This window comes from Enterobacter cloacae complex sp. BZL2005, from assembly GCF_049238885.1.
Classification (GTDB): domain Bacteria; phylum Pseudomonadota; class Gammaproteobacteria; order Enterobacterales; family Enterobacteriaceae; genus Enterobacter; species Enterobacter roggenkampii.
The window spans coordinates 1-18,627 of the sequence record NZ_JBMKGI010000014.1 but is presented as its reverse complement, the minus strand read 5'-3'; the positions used below and the strand labels follow the sequence as shown (position 1 = coordinate 18,627).

At 50.1% G+C, this 18,627-nt stretch carries 16 protein-coding genes, 1 tRNA gene and 1 pseudogene; 15 read left to right on the top strand and 3 right to left on the bottom strand.

The annotated features are described in order from the left end of the window. Positions 1 to 55 precede the first annotated feature (55 nt). The 3 genes from ACOTXI_RS19355 (at position 56) to ACOTXI_RS19345 (ending at position 2,844) form a co-directional block, all read left to right on the top strand. Entirely contained in the window at positions 56 to 769 is a 714-nt protein-coding gene (locus tag ACOTXI_RS19355; RefSeq protein WP_008499781.1) for a DUF554 domain-containing protein, read from the top strand. Positions 770 to 864: 95 nt separating this feature from the next. Beyond that, positions 865 to 940: transfer RNA gene (locus ACOTXI_RS19350), tRNA-Phe, on the top strand. Between the two features lie 716 nt (positions 941 to 1,656). After that, positions 1,657 to 2,844, top strand: coding sequence for a site-specific integrase (locus ACOTXI_RS19345; protein WP_104457553.1), 1,188 nt, complete (start codon positions 1,657 to 1,659; stop codon positions 2,842 to 2,844). 44 nt (positions 2,845 to 2,888) lie between these two features. Here the strand turns inward: ACOTXI_RS19345 and ACOTXI_RS19340 are convergent, their stop codons facing one another. Further along, positions 2,889 to 4,820, bottom strand: a complete 1,932-nt coding sequence (locus tag ACOTXI_RS19340) for a DUF927 domain-containing protein (RefSeq protein WP_123282586.1) — start codon at positions 4,818 to 4,820, stop codon at positions 2,889 to 2,891. 71 nt (positions 4,821 to 4,891) lie between these two features. Beyond that, positions 4,892 to 6,214 carry a tyrosine-type recombinase/integrase gene (locus ACOTXI_RS19335; RefSeq protein WP_103786978.1) on the bottom strand — a complete coding sequence of 441 codons (1,323 nt, stop codon included), beginning with the start codon at positions 6,212 to 6,214 and terminating at the stop codon, positions 4,892 to 4,894. A gap of 518 nt (positions 6,215 to 6,732) precedes the next feature. Between ACOTXI_RS19335 and ACOTXI_RS19330 the strand changes: the two genes are divergently transcribed. From ACOTXI_RS19330 to ACOTXI_RS19285, 10 genes and pseudogenes are all read left to right on the top strand, one after another. Next, complete coding sequence (locus ACOTXI_RS19330) at positions 6,733 to 7,086, top strand: hypothetical protein (protein ID WP_020838591.1); 354 nt, start codon at positions 6,733 to 6,735, stop codon at positions 7,084 to 7,086. Next, positions 7,079 to 7,510, top strand: a complete 432-nt coding sequence (locus ACOTXI_RS19325) for a hypothetical protein (RefSeq protein ID WP_000038405.1) — start codon at positions 7,079 to 7,081, stop codon at positions 7,508 to 7,510. The genes ACOTXI_RS19330 and ACOTXI_RS19325 overlap by 8 nt, the downstream gene beginning before the upstream one ends. A gap of 46 nt (positions 7,511 to 7,556) precedes the next feature. Further along, positions 7,557 to 7,985, top strand: a complete 429-nt coding sequence (locus ACOTXI_RS19320) for a DUF2787 family protein (protein ID WP_103786977.1) — start codon at positions 7,557 to 7,559, stop codon at positions 7,983 to 7,985. 58 nt (positions 7,986 to 8,043) lie between these two features. Then, positions 8,044 to 8,508, top strand: a complete 465-nt coding sequence (locus ACOTXI_RS19315) for a lecithin retinol acyltransferase family protein (protein WP_103786976.1) — start codon at positions 8,044 to 8,046, stop codon at positions 8,506 to 8,508. Continuing rightward, a complete protein-coding gene (locus ACOTXI_RS19310) occupies positions 8,487 to 8,726 on the top strand; it encodes a DeoR family transcriptional regulator (protein WP_103786975.1) in 240 nt (79 codons plus the stop codon). Before ACOTXI_RS19315 ends, ACOTXI_RS19310 begins: the two co-directional genes overlap by 22 nt. Positions 8,727 to 8,800: 74 nt before the next feature. Further along, the gene (locus tag ACOTXI_RS19305; RefSeq protein WP_223349776.1) at positions 8,801 to 9,187 is read left to right on the top strand and encodes a hypothetical protein; all 387 of its coding nucleotides are present in this window, start codon (positions 8,801 to 8,803) and stop codon (positions 9,185 to 9,187) included. 143 nt (positions 9,188 to 9,330) lie between these two features. Then, entirely contained in the window at positions 9,331 to 10,080 is a 750-nt protein-coding gene (locus ACOTXI_RS19300; protein ID WP_032165641.1) for a DUF3944 domain-containing protein, read from the top strand. A gap of 102 nt (positions 10,081 to 10,182) precedes the next feature. Then, positions 10,183 to 10,896 carry a helix-turn-helix transcriptional regulator gene (locus ACOTXI_RS19295; protein ID WP_103786974.1) on the top strand — a complete coding sequence of 238 codons (714 nt, stop codon included), beginning with the start codon at positions 10,183 to 10,185 and terminating at the stop codon, positions 10,894 to 10,896. Between the two features lie 58 nt (positions 10,897 to 10,954). After that, positions 10,955 to 11,269, top strand: coding sequence for a hypothetical protein (locus ACOTXI_RS19290; RefSeq protein ID WP_103786973.1), 315 nt, complete (start codon positions 10,955 to 10,957; stop codon positions 11,267 to 11,269). Positions 11,270 to 11,319: 50 nt separating this feature from the next. Continuing rightward, a pseudogene (locus ACOTXI_RS19285) lies at positions 11,320 to 12,008 on the top strand (IS1 family transposase). Between the two features lie 551 nt (positions 12,009 to 12,559). On the opposite strand, the gene ACOTXI_RS19280 reads toward ACOTXI_RS19285, so the two are convergent. Beyond that, positions 12,560 to 15,670, bottom strand: coding sequence for an autotransporter outer membrane beta-barrel domain-containing protein (locus ACOTXI_RS19280; protein WP_421633960.1), 3,111 nt, complete (start codon positions 15,668 to 15,670; stop codon positions 12,560 to 12,562). Positions 15,671 to 15,846: 176 nt separating this feature from the next. Here ACOTXI_RS19280 and ACOTXI_RS19275 point away from each other — a divergent pair. Both ACOTXI_RS19275 and ACOTXI_RS19270 read left to right on the top strand, forming a co-directional pair. Further along, positions 15,847 to 16,991 (top strand): IS3 family transposase gene (locus ACOTXI_RS19275; RefSeq protein WP_416172738.1). Its coding sequence is split into 2 segments (ribosomal slippage): positions 15,847 to 16,081 and positions 16,081 to 16,991, totalling 1,146 coding nucleotides; the frame shifts between segments, so codons are not numbered across the junction. Between the two features lie 826 nt (positions 16,992 to 17,817). Next, positions 17,818 to 18,552 (top strand): DUF4225 domain-containing protein, encoded by a 735-nt coding sequence (locus ACOTXI_RS19270; RefSeq protein WP_255411161.1) that lies wholly within the window; start codon positions 17,818 to 17,820, stop codon positions 18,550 to 18,552. Positions 18,553 to 18,627 lie beyond the last annotated feature (75 nt).

Here is an 18,627-nt window from a genome sequence, read left to right as displayed (position 1 = left end):
AGCGCTGACGTGCCATAATAATGCAATATCAATGATTAAATAACAGGAGTTAAGCGTGGTTATCGGGCCATTTATCAACGCAGGAGCCGTATTGCTGGGCGGCGTACTCGGCGCAGTGCTGAGCCAGCGGCTGCCGGAGCGTATCCGCTCATCCATGCCCTCGATATTCGGCCTGGCCTCGTTAGGGATCGGTATTCTGCTAGTGGTCAAATGCGCCAACCTGCCGGTGATGGTGTTGGCCACCCTGCTCGGCGCGCTGATTGGCGAGTTTTGCTATCTGGAAAAAGGCATCAATAATGCGGTAGGCAAAGCCAAAAACCTGATAGCCCGACCGGGCAAGGCGAAGCACGGCACGCACGAGACGTTTATTCAGAACTACGTCGCCATCATTATTCTGTTTTGCGCCAGCGGCACCGGGATTTTCGGTTCGATGCAGGAAGGGATGACGGGCGACCCGAGCATTTTGATTGCAAAAGCGTTTCTGGATTTCTTCACCGCCACCATTTTTGCCACCACGCTCGGCATTGCCGTCGCGGCGATTTGCGTGCCGATGCTGCTTATCCAGCTGGCACTGGCTACCTGCGCCACGTTAATTCTCCCGCTCACTACGCCGGCGATGATGGCAGACTTTACCGCCGTCGGCGGCCTGCTGCTGCTGGCAACAGGGCTGCGCATCTGTGGGATCAAGATGTTTGCCGTGGTGAACATGCTGCCCGCGCTGCTGCTCGCCATGCCGCTCTCCGCGCTCTGGACGCACTTTTTCGCTTAAGGATGCGGCGAAATGGTGAGAGATTGCGCAGTCCGTAACGAAAACAACATTTTTCGTTGACGCCACCGGGCAGATCGGGTTTAATGCGCCCCGTTGCCCGGATAGCTCAGTCGGTAGAGCAGGGGATTGAAAATCCCCGTGTCCTTGGTTCGATTCCGAGTCCGGGCACCACTATTCATAAGGCCTTGCTGAAAAGCGAGGCTTTTTTCGTTTCTGGCTACGGTAGATTTCTGGTAGTTACAGAACGTTATTTGTTTGCTGGATTCTTCGTCGTTTTCTTAGTTGTTCTTTGCTTTTAAAAACATCTATACCCTCTAATGTGTCTATATCTTGCCCCCGGCTACGGTCTCTCTACGGTCAGTTACGGTTTCTCTTCTCTCTGGTTGTTCATAATGATTCAAAAACGCGGGGGAAATGGGGGAATCGGTATTTAGCCTTAATCTACTGGTCTTTAAGGGTTTCTGATACGGGGAAAACAGTGGGGGACTCCCCTTCTGCACTCGGGGGCAATCTGATCACATACATTTCCCACCTGTTGTTCGGGGAAAACCACCTTTCCGCCCACTAGAATAAAAGTCTATTTTCCTTTTAAGTCATATGATCATGACACTTCCCCGTTTCCCCCGTCAAAATAAAACCATTCCAGTGAGATGTAATACGAACTGACTCAGACACATATTATTTCTTTGAGTACCTTCCCACGGCATCTTTACCCTTCAGACCAGATCAGGACCGTAAAGCCTGTATCGTCTGCTTTTCACGTCTTTATTCCTCTTCTGTGGCACCTGCATACCCTTCGCCACAACAGTAAATCCACTCTGTCATAAACACTGCCGTACCAGGGATGGCTCAACCCTGACGTTCTTTACGCCAATCAAGGAGCTAATATGTGCAGCCTGACACGCTTTCGTTTTACTAATCAGCTCATCAAATGCCTTCCCCCTAATCCACCTGAGTCACGCAGCACCGATGCTGAGTACAGTGATACCGAGATTTCTGGTCTCAAATGTCTGGTAAGCAAAGGAGAAGGTCGTAAAAAGTTTTTGCTCCGCTATCTCTATCATGGGAGAAAACGCGCTATAGCTATTGGTCACTGGCCTGAGGTGGATGTCACCTTTGCCCGCCGCGTTGCCATGGAACATAAACGCTCTCTTGCCACCGGCACTGACCCAAAGCAGGAACGTGAAAACAAGCGTAAGGAGATGACGTTTGATGAACTCTTTAGTCAGCATTATCTACAATGGGCTATGTCTGCCAAACGTAGCTGGGGGAAGGATGTTCAGCGCTACAGAGATTATATCCGCCCCGCTATAGGTCACACGTTACTCAGTGATATCACCCCTGCCAGTATTCTTCGCCTTCAGCAGACGTTATGCACTTCTCTTTCTGCTGCAACCTGTAACCGCATCATCGTACTGATTAAAGCTGTCTTTACATGGGCCGGAAGGCAAAGCATCACATCGGCTCACCCGGCACGGGTTGTACAGTTACTGAGGGAAAATAACGCCCGACAGCGCTATTTCACCGAGGATGAAATTCGTCGTATTTTTCTCTCTGCTGATAAGGATACCAACTCCGTTGCTGCCCGCTATGTCAAGCTGCTGCTACTGACAGGGCTTCGCCGCGATGAACTGCGTCTGGCAAAGTGGGAGCATGTTGACCCGGTAAAACGTACATTATGGCTTCCGGAAACCAAGAATGGTTATGGTCGCATTGTTCACCTTAATTCACTGGCTATGGACGTTATCAGAGCGCTGCCAACGCAGCGGGGAAATCCGTGGTTGTTTATCGGCAAAAAGCAGGGAATGCCGCTGAATAACCCGGTTAAGGCTTTTCAGCGTATCGTTCTTAGGGCGGGTATTTTCGATAAAGAAGTGTGTATTCATACCTGTCGTCATTCAGTTGCCGCCCTGATTGTTTCCTACGGCGGAACACTGTATGACGTTCAGGCCCAACTGGGGCATCGCAGCAGTCATTCTTCCCAACGGTATGCGCATCTTCACCCACAGCGTTTGCAGAATACCAGTCAGTTACTTGCCGAGCGGATCAGTGCTCAGTTACCTTCATTGATATAAAAAAAGGCAGAGGAGATCCTCTGCCTGACATGTCACTGATGAAATTAAAAATCGGTCGCAATGTTACAGCCAAGAAATACACTCGTTATCAAATAAAAGGGTTGTTTAATTCCCTTCTGAGGGCGCTTCTTGTAATGACCCTGACTTTCTGGTTTGAGATAATTTTTTTGTGCCAGCGCCTTTGCCACATCAACAGGCTTGAGGCCTTTTTGGATACACCAGTCTTCAAAAACAGGAACGAAAATCATCATGTCATCATTCTTATCAATGAATCCCCAGTGGTTTGACGGGGTATACGCATCTTCATCAAGCAATGGCATAAAATGGGCTGTTCTGGTTTTGATGAGATCTAACTGAATGGCAGTCAGCACCTGCTTCAGCGGGCTGTACTGGTTTGGCTTATCATCCAGCCAGCGACGAGCAGCACTCATTATCGCCTCCGAGATATCCTCCTCACTGAACGGAGCGATACCCCATTCTCTTGCCATCAACCCGGCGAACCAGCATAAGGCAAAACGTTTTAAGGCACGCTTCTGAATATCACTGAGGGAATAGCCTTCTTCTTGCAGGTCGCTGACCAGAATGCTGAAGCAGTCATTTGTTGCATCCCGGACAAATTCACACATTTCATGCCAGGACAGCGGTTCACCCTCATCGTCGTCCATCGTCAACAAGTTAGCGATAAACGCCTTACCCGCTACGCCATAAATATCACCCAGACCATTTTTCAGGCCCTCAGCACGACAACGAACCTCTTCCGCTGATTCGCCCTTTTTACGGGCATCTTCAGGCAAAATATTAATACTGATGGCGCGATGCTCCTGCCCGCCCTGAATCTGCTCTTTCTGTGTGGCAAGCTTTTCGGGGATAGACATTTCACCTGATGAAAGAATAAACATTTCCCATGTATAAGCCTCCCGTACGTCCAGGTTCTTGTCCATCCGGCTTTTGCCCTGTCCGGCGGTAATGTTGTACAGGAGTGAGGCGAAGTCTTTCTGTTTGTACGCTCCCAGTTCGTCAATACAGGCTAACAGCCCGGAGAATAAACTCAGACTTTTCTCCAGCGCATTCGCCGTTGTATTCCAGCGGAGAATGTTAACACCCGATGCACTTCCCGGCTCACCGCCATGACCATGAACCGACATGGCTAACTGAAGAAGAATGGTCTTTCCGGTCGTTGACCCGCCATAAAAGTGAAACAGCGCGACATCCATTTTGTACAATTTCACCAGCATAGAAGCAAAGGATGCACACAATGCAAAAACCTGCGGCCATCCATGAGCATACGTCTCCACTAGAGACTTCCAGTCATTCAGCTTACCGGATTCAACGAGTCCTGTCGGTACACGCACACCAGGAACCAGATAATCAAACCCGCTAACACTTTGCGCAATGGGCATTGCGCCATGTAAAAATGCTTTTTTGCCTGGTACAAACCCCATCGCATCTGCGACAAGATAAGTGGGCAACGCCAGCGATTTCTTCATACAGGCCTGTAAAAAATACGCCAGTAGATCTTTAGCCCTTATCGTCGAGGAAATACCAAAGCCCTTGCCTGCAAGATATGCAATCACATTATCGGGATTTACCGTCACATCACTCAATGAGATCTCAGCGCAGACGAACTCTCCGGCATGGTTAATTGTCATCAACTCAATGCCCATATTGCGCGTTTTACAATCAGAGTAACGCCTGTTAACAGGAACAATGGGCGTCGAACTGAACTGTGTCAGTTTCTTGCCATTGTCATAAAAAAGTCCTGTTGACGTATTCACAAAATCATCTGGCAGACCATCACGGCATCCATTTTCAGCAATGTCATCAGCCCCAATATTGATAGCAGCCGCTTTGTTAAGACTTTTTTGTGCATTAGCCAGATGTAACGCACGGCGGGCGAGAAATGCGTTCAGTTTCAGGCAGGTAAAAAGAGCCGGGGCCATTGTAGTCAAAGGGGACAGCGTTGTTGTTTTGTTCATTTATCTGGTCCTTTAAAAGGGGGGATACAGGCAGGAGAACGCAGAATGCTCCAGCCTGAATAAAATTCTGCTTATGCCGGAAAACTGTTCATCGCCCGATTAACGGCTTCGTGATAACGCGCAGGGCTCGAATGCAAATATATTTCGGTTACTTTGATAGTGCTGTGACCCAGTAAGTCTTTGATGGTGTGAATGTCGGCCCCGCTCTCAATGAGCTTTGTCGCAAAGGTATGACGCATCTCATGGATGGTGAACGGTGGAATACCCGCAGCCTCACAAAGCCGTTTTTGCAGGCGACGCGGCTCAGAAACCGGGTTATCAGTCCCTTTTCCTGGGAATACCCAGCCTTTATCACCCAGATGCTGACGCTGTTCCGTCAGAAGAACGAAGGCTTTATCACATACCGGTACACGACGGAGTTTGCCGTTTTTGGTCTGGCGAAGGGTGATAACCTTGCGACTCCAGTCCACATCCTCAAGAAGAAGATGCCGTGTTTCCCCCAGACGCAGGCCCGTCAGGGCAAGGAACATGAGCAGAGCAAGGGCTTCATGATCGGGTTTACCATTACGCCAGCGCTCACAGACTTCCATCCAGCGCTGAAGCTGGGAGTCATCCATGGCGCGGCGATCTGACGTCACTTCAGGCAGCGCCTTGATATAAAGCGCCGGAGAGCGGCTGATGTATCCCATGCGTATAGCCCAGGTAAACACCGCTTTAATGAGCGCCAGATGGCGGTTGCGGGTGGCTGGCTTGAGATCGAGATCATGCAGATAGGCCAAAATGTGTGCCTCCGTCATACCTGCCAGCTTTTTGTCCCCGAGAAGAGGGCGCAGGTATTTACGGATCTTAGAAAGGTCGGTATTAGCTGAACGCTTAACGCCCGAGCTGAGTACGCATTTCACATACTCATCCACAAGCTCATTAAACGATATTTTGCTGTGCGTAAGAAAACGCTCACCATAAGTCTCAACGGCAGCCTTAAGCTCCTGAATTATTTTAAAGGCATGTTCTCTTGCGTTATTAATGGAAAATTCCGGGTAACTTCCTACGGCAACGTAAACATTCTTTCCGCGAATACTTTTGCGGACAATAAACTTAATGCGTCCGGATGAATGGAATATAGCCTTAAGCCCGGTACATTTTGTATCGCTGGCTTCGATAGTCCGGCCAGTTTGTATTGCACGGGTTTTACACTCATCAAAAAAAGCTTTAGTGAATGCCTCTCTTTGATTCTTTGGGCTGCGATGTCGGGCCATTGGTTCAACACAGCAATCATCAACGTCAACGCTGGTTTTGATGTTTTGCGCTGACTTACAAAAGCGACCATCCACAGAATCAACATCATTCTGTTTCATTGTCAGCGTTATTAGGTTTAAAGAACTATCGAGTTTCATAATGCATACATCTCGCTCAATTAATACAAATTAAGGGTATTGAGTTAGATGCTGGCCAGCACATGAAGCGAATAGTATTGGCAGAAATACTGAAGTGCAAATCACCGACTCTGACATTTTGGTGAGAAAAGCACGCGTTAAAGAGGCCTGTTTGCCCCCTTAATCTCCTGAAAGTGCCACTCCCCCACTTTCAGGCCTGAACGTCGTTTCTCTCCATAAATAATATCAATTATGGGGTATTGCTTGTTTTTTGAACTATTTAAGGCGTTTTGTGATTGAGAAAATAAGTAAGAAAATCAATAGCAATTGTGCGCAAGCCTTCTCTCATTTTCAGTTAAAACAGCACATGCTAATTTCTTTATAAAACGCTTAAAATCTAAAAAAAACGGGATTTAATGCCAGCTTAGAGCTAAATTTAAGGGCATAATCCAGAAAAAGCAAACAACGTAAATAAAATGTAACTAAAAGTCATTTGAAAACATATTATCAATATGAATCAATCATTTATGGAGATAATCATGTTTAAACTCACGACCCCCACCAGTCTTCCCCTTCTCAACCTGCCCGCCTCCGCACTGGTGGCCCTCAGCAATGAAATCCTTGGCCCTGTCGATGATATCGACCTGTTTACCGCCTTCTGGAACGAAACGGGAACCCTGCTCTGGCATCTCAACCACGATGACACACTCCCCGAAGACCCGCTGCTGGCAGTGGCACTGGCTAACCCGGAATACGTCACCGCACTTGATGATGGCTGGTATCTCCTGCTCGGTATCGTCTGCGATAACGGACAGGGTATCTATCTGGTGTTCCCGGACACGACAGTTATCACTCAACTCCAGAACCTGATTGAGGCGCTGAACCATGAGTAAGAAAAAAGTCGCTACCGAAGCCGCCGTCACCGAAAGCTATACCGTGTTCTACAGGGGTGAAGCCGAGAAAATCAGCCCCCACAGCAAGGGACTGCTGACGTATGAGCTGGGTAAAGAGGGTGAAACCGGGAGTCTTGCCCTGCGCTTAACCGCCAATGGCGAAGGGGGCCTGTTCTCCCGTGAATGGATAGCGCTTGATGCGATTCACGCCATTCTGGAACAGCAGCCAGACAGCTTTCCATCCCGTGTATTTCGCCCACTGTTTGGTCAGGGCAGCACCAATAACGCCGGGTTTCTTGCTGCTGTGCTCAGAAGTCCGGATATCTGCCTTATCGAAGCGGACAGCAGCAGACTCTTTATGCACCGCTGCTATGCCGACTGGCAGCATCGTATGACGCAGCTTGCTACGCTCAGCCAGGACTAACCCCACTTTTTCTGTGTTCTGTTAACCAAAAATCAGGAAATTCACTATGTCATCACCCGTAATATTGCAGGGCGGCTATGTGCTGCCTCTCTCCCGGTCGTTTACCCAACTGCTTCTGGATATCGTCGCGCAAAAACCGCCCCATCGTCACCCCATCACCGGATTAACCATTAACTTTCGTGACCCTGAATACTCACCGGAAACGGGTGGATGGCATCCGGTCGAAATACGCCTCATCCCTGCCGGAGAAGACTGGCAGCTCGATTACGTCACCGATTTTCACTATGCAGGACATCCATGGCCTGAGCTTGAAAAAGATGTCGATGTGAGCTGGACGCAACAATACACGTGGCTTTCCCGCTGTGGCGATATCTCTCATGTCGACGCCCGTGAGTTCTGGTCGCTATGGGAAAGTAACTTTATGGCTTACCACGATATGGGGGTTTTCACGGTCCGTACGTTGTGGGAAAGCTGAGTGTTCACAACGTTTCCCCCGCATCCCCCCTCTCCCCCGTAGTAAGGAACTGAATGTTATGTACCGGCTTCTGCTGCTGAACTTCGTGGATTCATTTATCGATAACTGCATTCTCTCCTGCGTCGATGAACCGGCTTACGGTGGTATCGTGCAGTGCGAACTGCTTTTTGGCCTTGCCGCACACAGCGGTATTTATGTGGGTAACGGCGATATTGTTCATCTTGATGGCGATGGAACCGTTATCAAAAGTAAGGCTAAAGGGTTTCTTGACCGGCTCGATGGCTGGAACTCCGCTATCTCGGTGTATACCGACTGTATGGATTTGACGCCTCAGGGTTGTGCGCGGGCCGCTGAACGGGCAAAGGCGGCAGTGGGTCAGCGCTATCCTTATAGCCTGCTCGACTTTAACTGCCACCGGTTTACTGCCCGCTGCGTTACCGGCGATTCGTGCCCTGATATCTGGCTTGCCAGACACCTCGATTCTTTTCAGAAAGGGGACCGATGGCGCGTATGGAAACGATGAAAGCCAGCCGTTGCAGGCAACGTGTCACCGGACAGGGAGAACGGCTTATCCGGCTTACCATGGCCCTGTTTTATGGTCAGACAATATCTGTTCGCTACATCATCCGGCAGTTTGACGTATCTCCCCGGACCGCAAGACGGGACCTCGCTCAACTGGCCTTTGTGCTCGAATCCGCTGGCCCTCACCGCTGGCGACTGGCTCCCTCGCTGAAACCCTGACTTTTTTCTCTGCTGGACATCTCCTGACCACCCCGTATGGCAGGCTGTCTCCGCTTTTCAATCCATAAGGGAACATGATGAAAATTTTAAAACTGTTAACCGCCACAATTCTGCTTTCCGCCTTCAGCCACAGCGCGTTCGCCGACGAGCAGGCTGACGCTCAGATGATAACCAACTCGACCTTCTGCGCGATGTACTCCACCCGCCTGACCCAGACCAGTGACAGCGGCCTTCAGGTAAAAGGCGTTAATCTTAATGCCCGCTTCAACGGACCGGTATTCAACAGGGTACTTCAGGTGATGAACAAAACCTATGGCAGAACCTGGCTCGAATCAAATGCCCGTAACGGCAGCATGACCGCCATGCAGCTTTCGCAGTCGGAGCTGCTCTATAACCCGGAATATGCCCGGCAGTGCGATGCCTTTGCGGATAAAGTGGAAAAGGAATGGCGCGGAAAGTAATCCCGACGCGTTATACCTCCATCCGGTGAACAGAAACCTGCTTTCGGGCAGGTTTTTTTTTACTTTTTTGTTTTTCAGGCGGACAAACCCTGTCCGGGGGCTTCCTTAAACTGTCAGGTCCAATATCTGCAATGAGGTGAAATATGGCTACCTACCGACACGACCCCGACCTTGAGTTTCTGCGCCACTGCCATCGTGACGATCTGGATTTACTGGTTTCTGTGCTTATCTGCGATCCGAAAGACGGACTGGCACGCATCACGGAAACGCTGACCTATGATCCTCAGTATAAAAAACACAAGCCCAACCACCCGCGCTACTGGGATGCCATTGCCGCCGAGGTTCAGACGTTTGGGGCGAACAGCTTTGCCACGCTGCTCCGCTGGGGTAAAGGGGTGCTGTACCGGGAAATTCTTACCGATGCCTGCGATAAAATGAAGGTGAACTACAACAGCAAATCCAGTGTTGAAACCATTGAAATGAATCTGCTGATGAAGATTCTGGAGAAAAGTCTTGAGAAGATGACGCCCGACCAGCTAAAGACTGTGGCGGAAGAATTGCAGACAGGCTACAGCAATCCCACACCGGAGCTGCTGACCATGGCAATCCAGGCGGGGATAAAAACATCCGGATTTGCGGCCTATCAGATGGCACTTGTTGTCACAAATGGTGTGGCGAAAGCCCTGTTAGGCAGAGGGCTGACCGTTGCAGGAAATGCCATGCTGACGCGTACCATGGGCGCTTTTGCCGGTCCCGTGGGCTGGGTGCTCAGTTCTCTCTGGCTGCTGATTGATTTAGCCGGTCCCGCATACCGGGTGACGCTACCATCCTGCATTTTTATTGCCTACATGCGCCAGAAGCATCTTTATTCACCTGAGAATACTGACGTTTAGCACTTACATTTAAGGTATTCAGACTTTAAAAAACTTCAGAAGGCGGACAAATCCTGTCCGCTACTGCTGGCATTATTTCCCGGCTAAATTCGGAAATGATGTATGACGCTGATAACACAAGAAAACGAACATGACAGACTGGCAACCCGCCTTTCCATCATCCTGAGCCGTTTGTTTCAGGGTGAAAAGCTGCATATCGGGACGCTGGCAGAGGAATTTGGAGTGACGACGCGAACGCTGCGACGGGATTTCAACGTCCGTCTGACGTACCTTGATATTGAACAGAGCAACGGCGTGTATCAGCTTGCTTCGCATTACTTTCGTCGCCGCACGGAACGGGATATGAAGATACTGGCGAGACTGCTGCATCTTGACCGTCTGTTACCCGCGATGGACGCCAAACTGCTGAGCCTGATGCTTGACGGGGAACGCCCCTCGCCCTACAGGATTATGCTTCCGGAGCCGCGCCAGAAACCCACGCTGTTCGGTGATTTCAGCAGACTAACGCTCGCCATACTTAACCAGACCCAGGTGCGTATCAGAACCGACGAAAACGTCAGCCATACCGTTCATCCCTACCGTCTGCTTTGCAGCCATGCGGAGTGGTTTCTTGCCGGATGTACGTCATCGGGCGTGTTCGTTATTTCCCTGTCCCGAATCAGGCTGGTTGAGGTATTACCGGATACAACGTTTGAGATCGATAACACACTCATTTCGCTGATTGAACAGTCTGACTTTATGGAAGCCTTACCCTACATGAACATTATTCATCAGATAATGCATTACGGGAGTAAACAGACGAATAATCGTAATTAAAATCACAACATATTATTAGTGATGATTAAATCACATTAGCATGATAAGTGAGAAAGTTATGATTATCGATAAAGAATACGCACTTGTAGATGCGACCGCAAGACTTAACACTGACCTGAGGGATTATGAATATGAAATAAACAACGCCGCCATCATAACATTTGGCAATGACCTCATTGAGGTAATCGTATATCAGTTCAGCTTTGTCATCAAAGTCAGAACGAATAGTGAAAAAATCAAGCATGGTCTTCTTGTTAACTTTGGTAAAAATATAGCAAGGCAAGTTTCATCCCTTTGTGCATCCGCAATGCGAGTCTACCCTAACGAAAAACACAAACCGAGCCGTCAGCTTTTCCACTGCATAAATTGGTAATGGTGCCAACTTACTGATTTAGTGTACAATGGTGTTTTTGAGGTGCTTACGTGGCTTCAATTCCCATCAGTTGTCCCACCTGTTCAGCTACCGAAGGCGTGGTGCGTAACGGTAAAAGTACTGCCGGACATCAGCGCTATCTCTGCTCTCACTGCCGTAAAACATGGCAGCTACAGTTCACTTACACCGCCTCTCAGCCCGGTACACACCAGAAAATTATTGATATGGCCATGAATGGCGTCGGATGTCGCGCCAGTGCACGCATTATGGGCGTTGGCCTCAACACGATTTTACGACGCTTAAAAAACTCAGGCCGCAGTCGGTAAACTCACGCATACAACCGGGCAGTGACGTCATTGTTTGCGCGGAAATGGACGAACAGTGGGGTTACGTCGGCGCTAAATCACGCCAGCGCTGGTTGTTTTACGCGTATGACAGGATACGGAGGACGGTTGTGGCGCAAGTATTCGGTGAACGCACGTTGGCCACGCTGGAGCGTCTACTGAGCCTGCTGTCGGCCTTTGAGGTCGTGGTATGGATGACGGATGGCTGGCCGCTGTATGAATCACGCCTGAAGGGAGAACTGCACGTTATCAGCAAGTGATATACGCAGCGCATTGAGCGGCATAACCTGAATCTGAGGCAGCATCCGGCAAGGCTGGGCATGTCGTTCTCAAAATCGGTGGAGCTGCATGACAAAGTCATCGGGCATTATCTGAACATAAAACACTATCAGTAAGTTGGAGTCATTACCGTTTTTCGCTCTTAGCGGACATTAGCATAGGCTATTTACCATAAGGCCTCTACGCGTACCGCTGAAACGCTCTCAGGCCTTCTGAGCGGTGCGCGTAGAGGCCTTATGGTTAATAACAACACCTGCACAGGTGTTAGCGAACCTGCGTATTATGCATAGCACCACTTTAAATGCCCCCTTCCGGGAAGACAAAAAAAACGGGCGGAGCCGCCCGTAAAACTACACTATCAGGAATTTCAGGTATCTGACGGCATACCCGATGCCGCCCGGCAAATGGCTGCCTGCTATGATTATGGCAGGGAAACGAATATTTTCCAGAAAACGAGACTACAGATGTAAAAAACCCGGCAAAGGCACCGGGAAGGATGTAGAGAAACGTTAGCATTTAGACCCGCTCATGAGGCGGTTCCCTGTTTATCGGCGAAATACGCTCGAAGGTCAATGCTTTTTCTGGCAGGTGACACCCATACCAGAGTGTGCACCTCATCCTGAAAAAGGAGGGCCGAAGCCCTCCCGTCATTCGATGGACCGTCACGTCAGAAGCTGTATTTACCCCCCAGCATCGCGGACGTGTCGCTGTAACCCTTATCACCCACCTGCTGCGCCACGTTACCCCACAGACCAAAGCGCTTGCTCAGCTGGCCCTCCACACCCACCTTCATCTCGCCAATGCTCGCCGCGCCATCCTGTTTCACCAGGACACCGTTCAGCTGGCTGCCAAAGTCCTGCGTGTTATGCACCCAGTTCACCTCCACAAACGGCTGGAAGGTACGGTCTCTGCCCTCATCCAGCTTACTGTGACCGTTGATGTATGCTTTCACGCCCAGGCGGGTCTGTACGTTGCCGTCACCGTCACCGGAGACCACCGTGCCGTCAGACTCCGTATGCGTGTCAGCTTTCACGCCCATCCAGGTGACCTGGGCTTTCGGCTGAATGAAGTACGTCTGGGTGCCGGCCGCGTTCTGTCCCAGAAGGAAGGTGTAGCCACTCTCAATGGACGCCGTCACGCCTTCTGAATCATACTTCTCACCGCTCAGACCTTCGCCGTTAACGGTGTTCTTAAACCAGCTGTACTGGGCCCAGCTGTCCACATACAGCCCGGTTTTGTCCGTATCGTTCTGATACCAGGTACCGTACAGACCGGCGCTGTAACCTTCCACCGCTCCACGGGAATGGTAACCGCTGAGGTTTGAAAGCGTATTACTCTTATTGTAGCCATACCCCCCCATGATACCCAGGTGGTAGCGGTCGCTGCCGTCTGAGCTCCATTGCGCTAAGTCCCCACCGAGCTGGGCAACGTAACGGTTGGCCTGGGTACTGAGCTGACCGCTGCTGTCGCGTGAACGGGTATGGCCACCCTCGTTGCGCAACCACATGCTGGTCACCTTCTTCTCACCGGTCAGAACATCCGTGTACTGTGTCTCACCCAGACGGTCGTGCAGACGGGTAGTAAACAGGTTGTTGGCCGCCGCCAGGTTCGCCGCATAGGAGCCGCCTTCAGGACGCAGCAGAGACTCTGTAGGTGTTGTAGGTGTTGTAGGTGTTGTAGGTGTTGTAGGTGTTGTAGGTGTTGTAGGTGTTGTAGGTGTTGTAGGTGTTGTAGGTGTTGTAGGTGTTGTATTACTCAGATACCAGTTACTGCTGTTGCTGCCAGTACCGCGCACCAGAGAGTAATCATAGGCACCTGCCGCAATACGACCCGACTGTACAAACGCATCATCAGTCGAACTTCCGGTGGTAATGAGTTCAATACCGTTCAGCGTCCGGGCCCCTGTTCCGCCTTCGTTGGTGACTTTGACATAGGTCGTGCCGGTGGCACTGCCGCTGACGACCAGCTTATCAGTTGGTGAGGAATCATCACCTAATACCGTATCGAGAAACAGATTCCCGTTATTGCCCACGTAACTGCCCTGGATGGTGAGAACGTCGCCGACTTTGCCATCCGTGAGGTTGAGAGTCGAACCGGTAGAAGTAACGTTGCCCTTGAGGATGAACTTTGCCGGTGACGTGCTCTGCGTGGTGCCGTTCAGAGTTGAGCCACCGTTCATTGCCAGCGTATCGAAGGCCGAGGTTGCCACAGTGCCTGTCGCCTTCTCTGCGAGGTTCCAAGTCGAGCCGTTGTTCAGGTTAATGTTCAGTGTCGAGTTGGCATACGCCTTGTTCGTCAGCCCCGTCATGGTGCTGCCGTTGTCGAGTGTTAGCTTCAACGAACTGGCTGTTGTTGAGTTCCGGTACTTGATGATGTCGACCAGATAACCATCACTCGCGGCAGTGAGATTTGAGTGTCGATCAAACAGAACCCCCACATCCTGCTGACCACTGTCGACTAGTAGTAACGGTGCGGTAATCGACTGGGTCTTGATGGTGGCGTTGCCAAAGCTCGCTTTGATGCCTGTCGAATCGACGCTCGTCCCCCAATCGTCTATACCGATGGCTAGGACCGAGCGGGAGGCGTTGATGTAGGTAGAGCTGTTAGGTTCGTTAGCCTGCAGCTCCGAGCCGCTGACAGCCATCTTGATGGCAGAGCTCATGTAAGCCGAGCTACCACCAAAATTGGGGTCCATGTCGATATTCAATGCACCGTTGGAAACGATGAGGCCTTTGCCGCTTCCGACGGTTCGGGACTTGCCTATCTTGATTGCGCTGCTATCGTAAGACTGCGTACCACTTTTCACCATTTTGAGCGTTGTGTTGTTTAGAACTACCTGCGATATTGCTTCGGCCCCCTCACTATCCGACGCTGCCCCTGAGACATAGATTCCTTCGATGCGCGCACCAGTGAGTATCATGTCCAGCGTGCCCTTGATTTCAATCTTGCCCGAACTGCCGTTACCAGAGTTGCCACTTGCGCCTTGGATAGCACGCAGACCTGCGTTCAACACGGGTATAGTAAATCCACCGCTAGTGCTCTGTCGGATGGTTGCGTTGTTGAGTGTGATGGTCGAAAACTTGCCATTGTTGGCAACAATGGCTTCACCTGAATCCACCGAAGAGCCAGCGAGGATGGCGTAAGAGCCAACGCCTCCACTCGAATTTAAGCCGACGTAACTGCTATTCGTCGTTAGGGTGAAGTTGTTCCCGTTTATCGGCACGGTGTTGTGTGTGCTTAGGCCTTTGATGCCGCCGCCTCTGCCACTGTTGGTCAGCGTAGCAGTCACGTCCGTGAAGTTGATGCTTCCGTGTGTCAGGTACTGGTTACCGATTAAGCTGAAGCTGTTGGTGCCCAAGTATGATATATTTGTTGCTCCGATCGTAATGACATCGGCACCGACGGTAAGATTACTGCCGGCGAGGACATACCAGCTTGCGTTGCTATTCAGTACTGTCGGTGATCCTGTCGTAGCGGGGACTTCGTTGCATCCCACTCCATAGGTAGCGTTGATCCATCCTGTACGGTACGACCCATTAACGTCAGCCGGGCAGGTAACAGCCCAAGCGCCATGAGTACTTGCCATCACCAGTGCGATAGTAGTCACTGAGGTGCGTACCACCGGCGAGAAAATTCCCGACAGTGCGCGTAGCAAACGTGTAGTGTATCGTTCAAAAAAGAGCATTTTTGTTTTTTTATGTGTTCGGCAGAACTCGCCGGCGACAACCCATGCCTGTTGTGTGGCATTCCAGACCAACCGGTAGATACGATTCATCATTTTCAGCTCTAGAGAGACATCCCGGAGAAGGATTCCTGCCGGGCAATAAAAACATTATCTGTTACACTCCCCGATTGCTGATTTGACTTAAATCACATTTTTAGCTTACTTATTGAATCGCCACGGGTTTAACAGACACCTCAGAGTCATTTAAGATGGCTTAAAGAGAGGTGCCCATGAGCTGTAAGCGTTATCCCGAAGAGTTTAAAACTGAAGCAGTCAAACAGGTTGTTGATCGCGGTTATTCTGTTGCCAGCGTTGCAACACGTCTCGATATCACCACCCACAGCCTTTATGCCTGGATAAAGAAGTACGGTCCGGATTCTTCCACTAATAAAGAACAGTCAGATGCTCAGGCCGAGATCCGCCGTCTCCAGAAAGAGCTGAAACGGGTTACCGACGAACGGGACATATTAAAAAAAGCCGCGTACTTCGCAAAGCTGTCCGACTGAGGTACGCCTTTATCCATGACAACTCCTGTTGCTGGCCTGTTCGCCTGCTCTGTCGGGTGCTGGATGTTCATCCCAGTGGTTTTTACGCCTGGCTTCAGCAGCCGCATTCACAACGCCATCAGGCAGACCTGAGACTGACAGGACAGATTAAACAGTTCTGGCTGGAATCGGGATGCGTCTATGGTTATCGCAAAATCCATCTGGATCTGCGTGACAGCGGGCAACAGTGCGGAGTAAACAGAGTCTGGAGACTGATGAAACGTGTCGGAATAAAGGCTCAGGTCGGATACCGAAGCCCGCGGGCACGTAAAGGCGAGGCCAGTATCGTGTCACCCAACAGGCTCCAGCGACAGTTCAATCCGGATGCTCCTGATGAGCGTTGGGTAACGGACATAACCTACATCAGGACCCACGAAGGCTGGCTGTATCTTGCCGTTGTTGTTGATCTGTTCTCACGCAAAATTATCGGCTGGTCCATGCAATCCCGGATGACAAAGGACATTGTCCTGAACGCACTGCTGATGGCTGTATGGCGGCGTAATCCCCAAAAACAGGTGCTGGTTCATTCGGATCAGGGCAGTCAGTACACAAGCCATGAGTGGCAGTCGTTCCTGAAATCACACGGCCTGGAGGGTAGCATGAGCCGTCGCGGTAACTGCCATGATAATGCGGTTGCAGAAAGTTTTTTCCAGTTGTTGAAACGTGAACGGATAAAGAAAAAGATCTACGGAACGCGGGAAGAAGCCCGCAGTGATATTTTTGATTACATCGAAATGTTTTATAACAGTAAGCGTCGGCATGGTTCTAGCGAACAGATGTCACCGACAGAATATGAAAACCAGTATTATCAACGGCTCGGAAGTGTCTAGATTATCCGTGGCGATTCATATTGCAGATTGCATCAAGAGGAGATAACCACCGTGATAAGCATAGGTAGTGCCGCTATGTTACCTCTTACAAGGTAGAATTCTGGTAAGTTTAATTTGATTACTTTGCAACCGATTATGAAATGATGCCCCTGTGAGAACATTTTTTTGATAAGGTAATCCAATGAATCTATCTTTTACATACGCAGAGGAAAGCAGTTCATAGGCACTTTTAAAGGGATTGAAAATCCCCGTGTCCTTGGTTCGATTCCGAGTCCGGGCACCACTATTTAAAGAACCCGCCCTCGTGGCGGGTTTTTGCTTTCTGAGTCAACAACTTGTTGGTTTATCAGTAGTTACCCCTCTTATCTTTCCTCCGGCCCCGCTTCCCGGTGGTACAAAATGGGCATTATGATAAAGCCTACCAAAGACCGAAACGGCACCTACTATACAGTGGACACATGCCGGATTGCCCAGGGCCTCCGAAAACGTCCAGTCGTGCTGCACATCCGGCCTGATTGATGGTGAAATTCCCGACAAAAACGGCTGGCTTTCCGCTGGTGTTGCCCTTTCCCTACTACAGCGGCCACTCAAGCGAGAACGGGCTTCTCATTGATGCCATTGAGCAAAAATCTGGCCTGATACTTTCGGTGATGCCCGGTGAAAGCCGTCTAGTAGGCCGAGGTGTGTAGCTGCAAAAAGCGACTTCTGCTTCAGACCCCGTAACCACATTGCTACTATATTGTGCATGCGTTGGCACGCATGGCAGTCAGAGGGAGCCGTTTATCAGTCTAAACAGACGCCGGTAAAGCAATTGAGAGGAATTACAATGGATGCAGCATTGCTTAACATGATGCAATCAGGTGGAAGAAATAAAGCCTGGGCGGAAACGATGGTGAATATGGAAGCCAGGAAACTGGTAAATACAGCCAACACTCTGTCGGCTTTTCATCTCAGCGATGGTCTGACTCGAATGAAGTTCATTCAGGAAATTCGGGACCTCATAGAACAACAGTTTACGCTAGCTCGTCAGGCTAAATCAGATAAAGAATGCATGGACTGCGTTAAAATACTTCGAGAAGAAAACTATAACCTCCTGGAACAAGCTCGTTTATTACGAACGAAGGCAGCGAAGCTTTACGCGAAAGTCGAGTTCATCCGAGAGAATAACAAAATTGTTGGGTATGTTATCTCGGCAGTTAGTGTTGTCCTGGCCGGTGCTGAAATAGCCGCAGGATTTACACTGATTGGCACGATGACCCCTCTCGGAGTTCTTGCTGGTGCGATTCTGGTTACTGACGGGGCAAACAGCATCAGTAAAGAAGTGGCTCGCTACGCAACGAACAACACTACCAGTGAAGGGCTGGTCGCGAATGCCGCGATGTCTACAGCTGAGTTTATGGGCTTTAGTCGTGAGAATGGTTTAGGTGTCTACAAATCAATCTCACTGGCCGCTAATGCGTATACCATTTTTGGCTTGTTACGGCGACCTGGTACCTGGCGACTGTTTCGTTATCTACCCACAGACTATTACCGAAAGGTGATGACCTGCCCCCACGATTAGATACAACACTCAGTTAGTAACGTCGGAATCTTCATTCTCAGAATGACCCTTTCTCCAGCCCGCTGCAAATTCAGA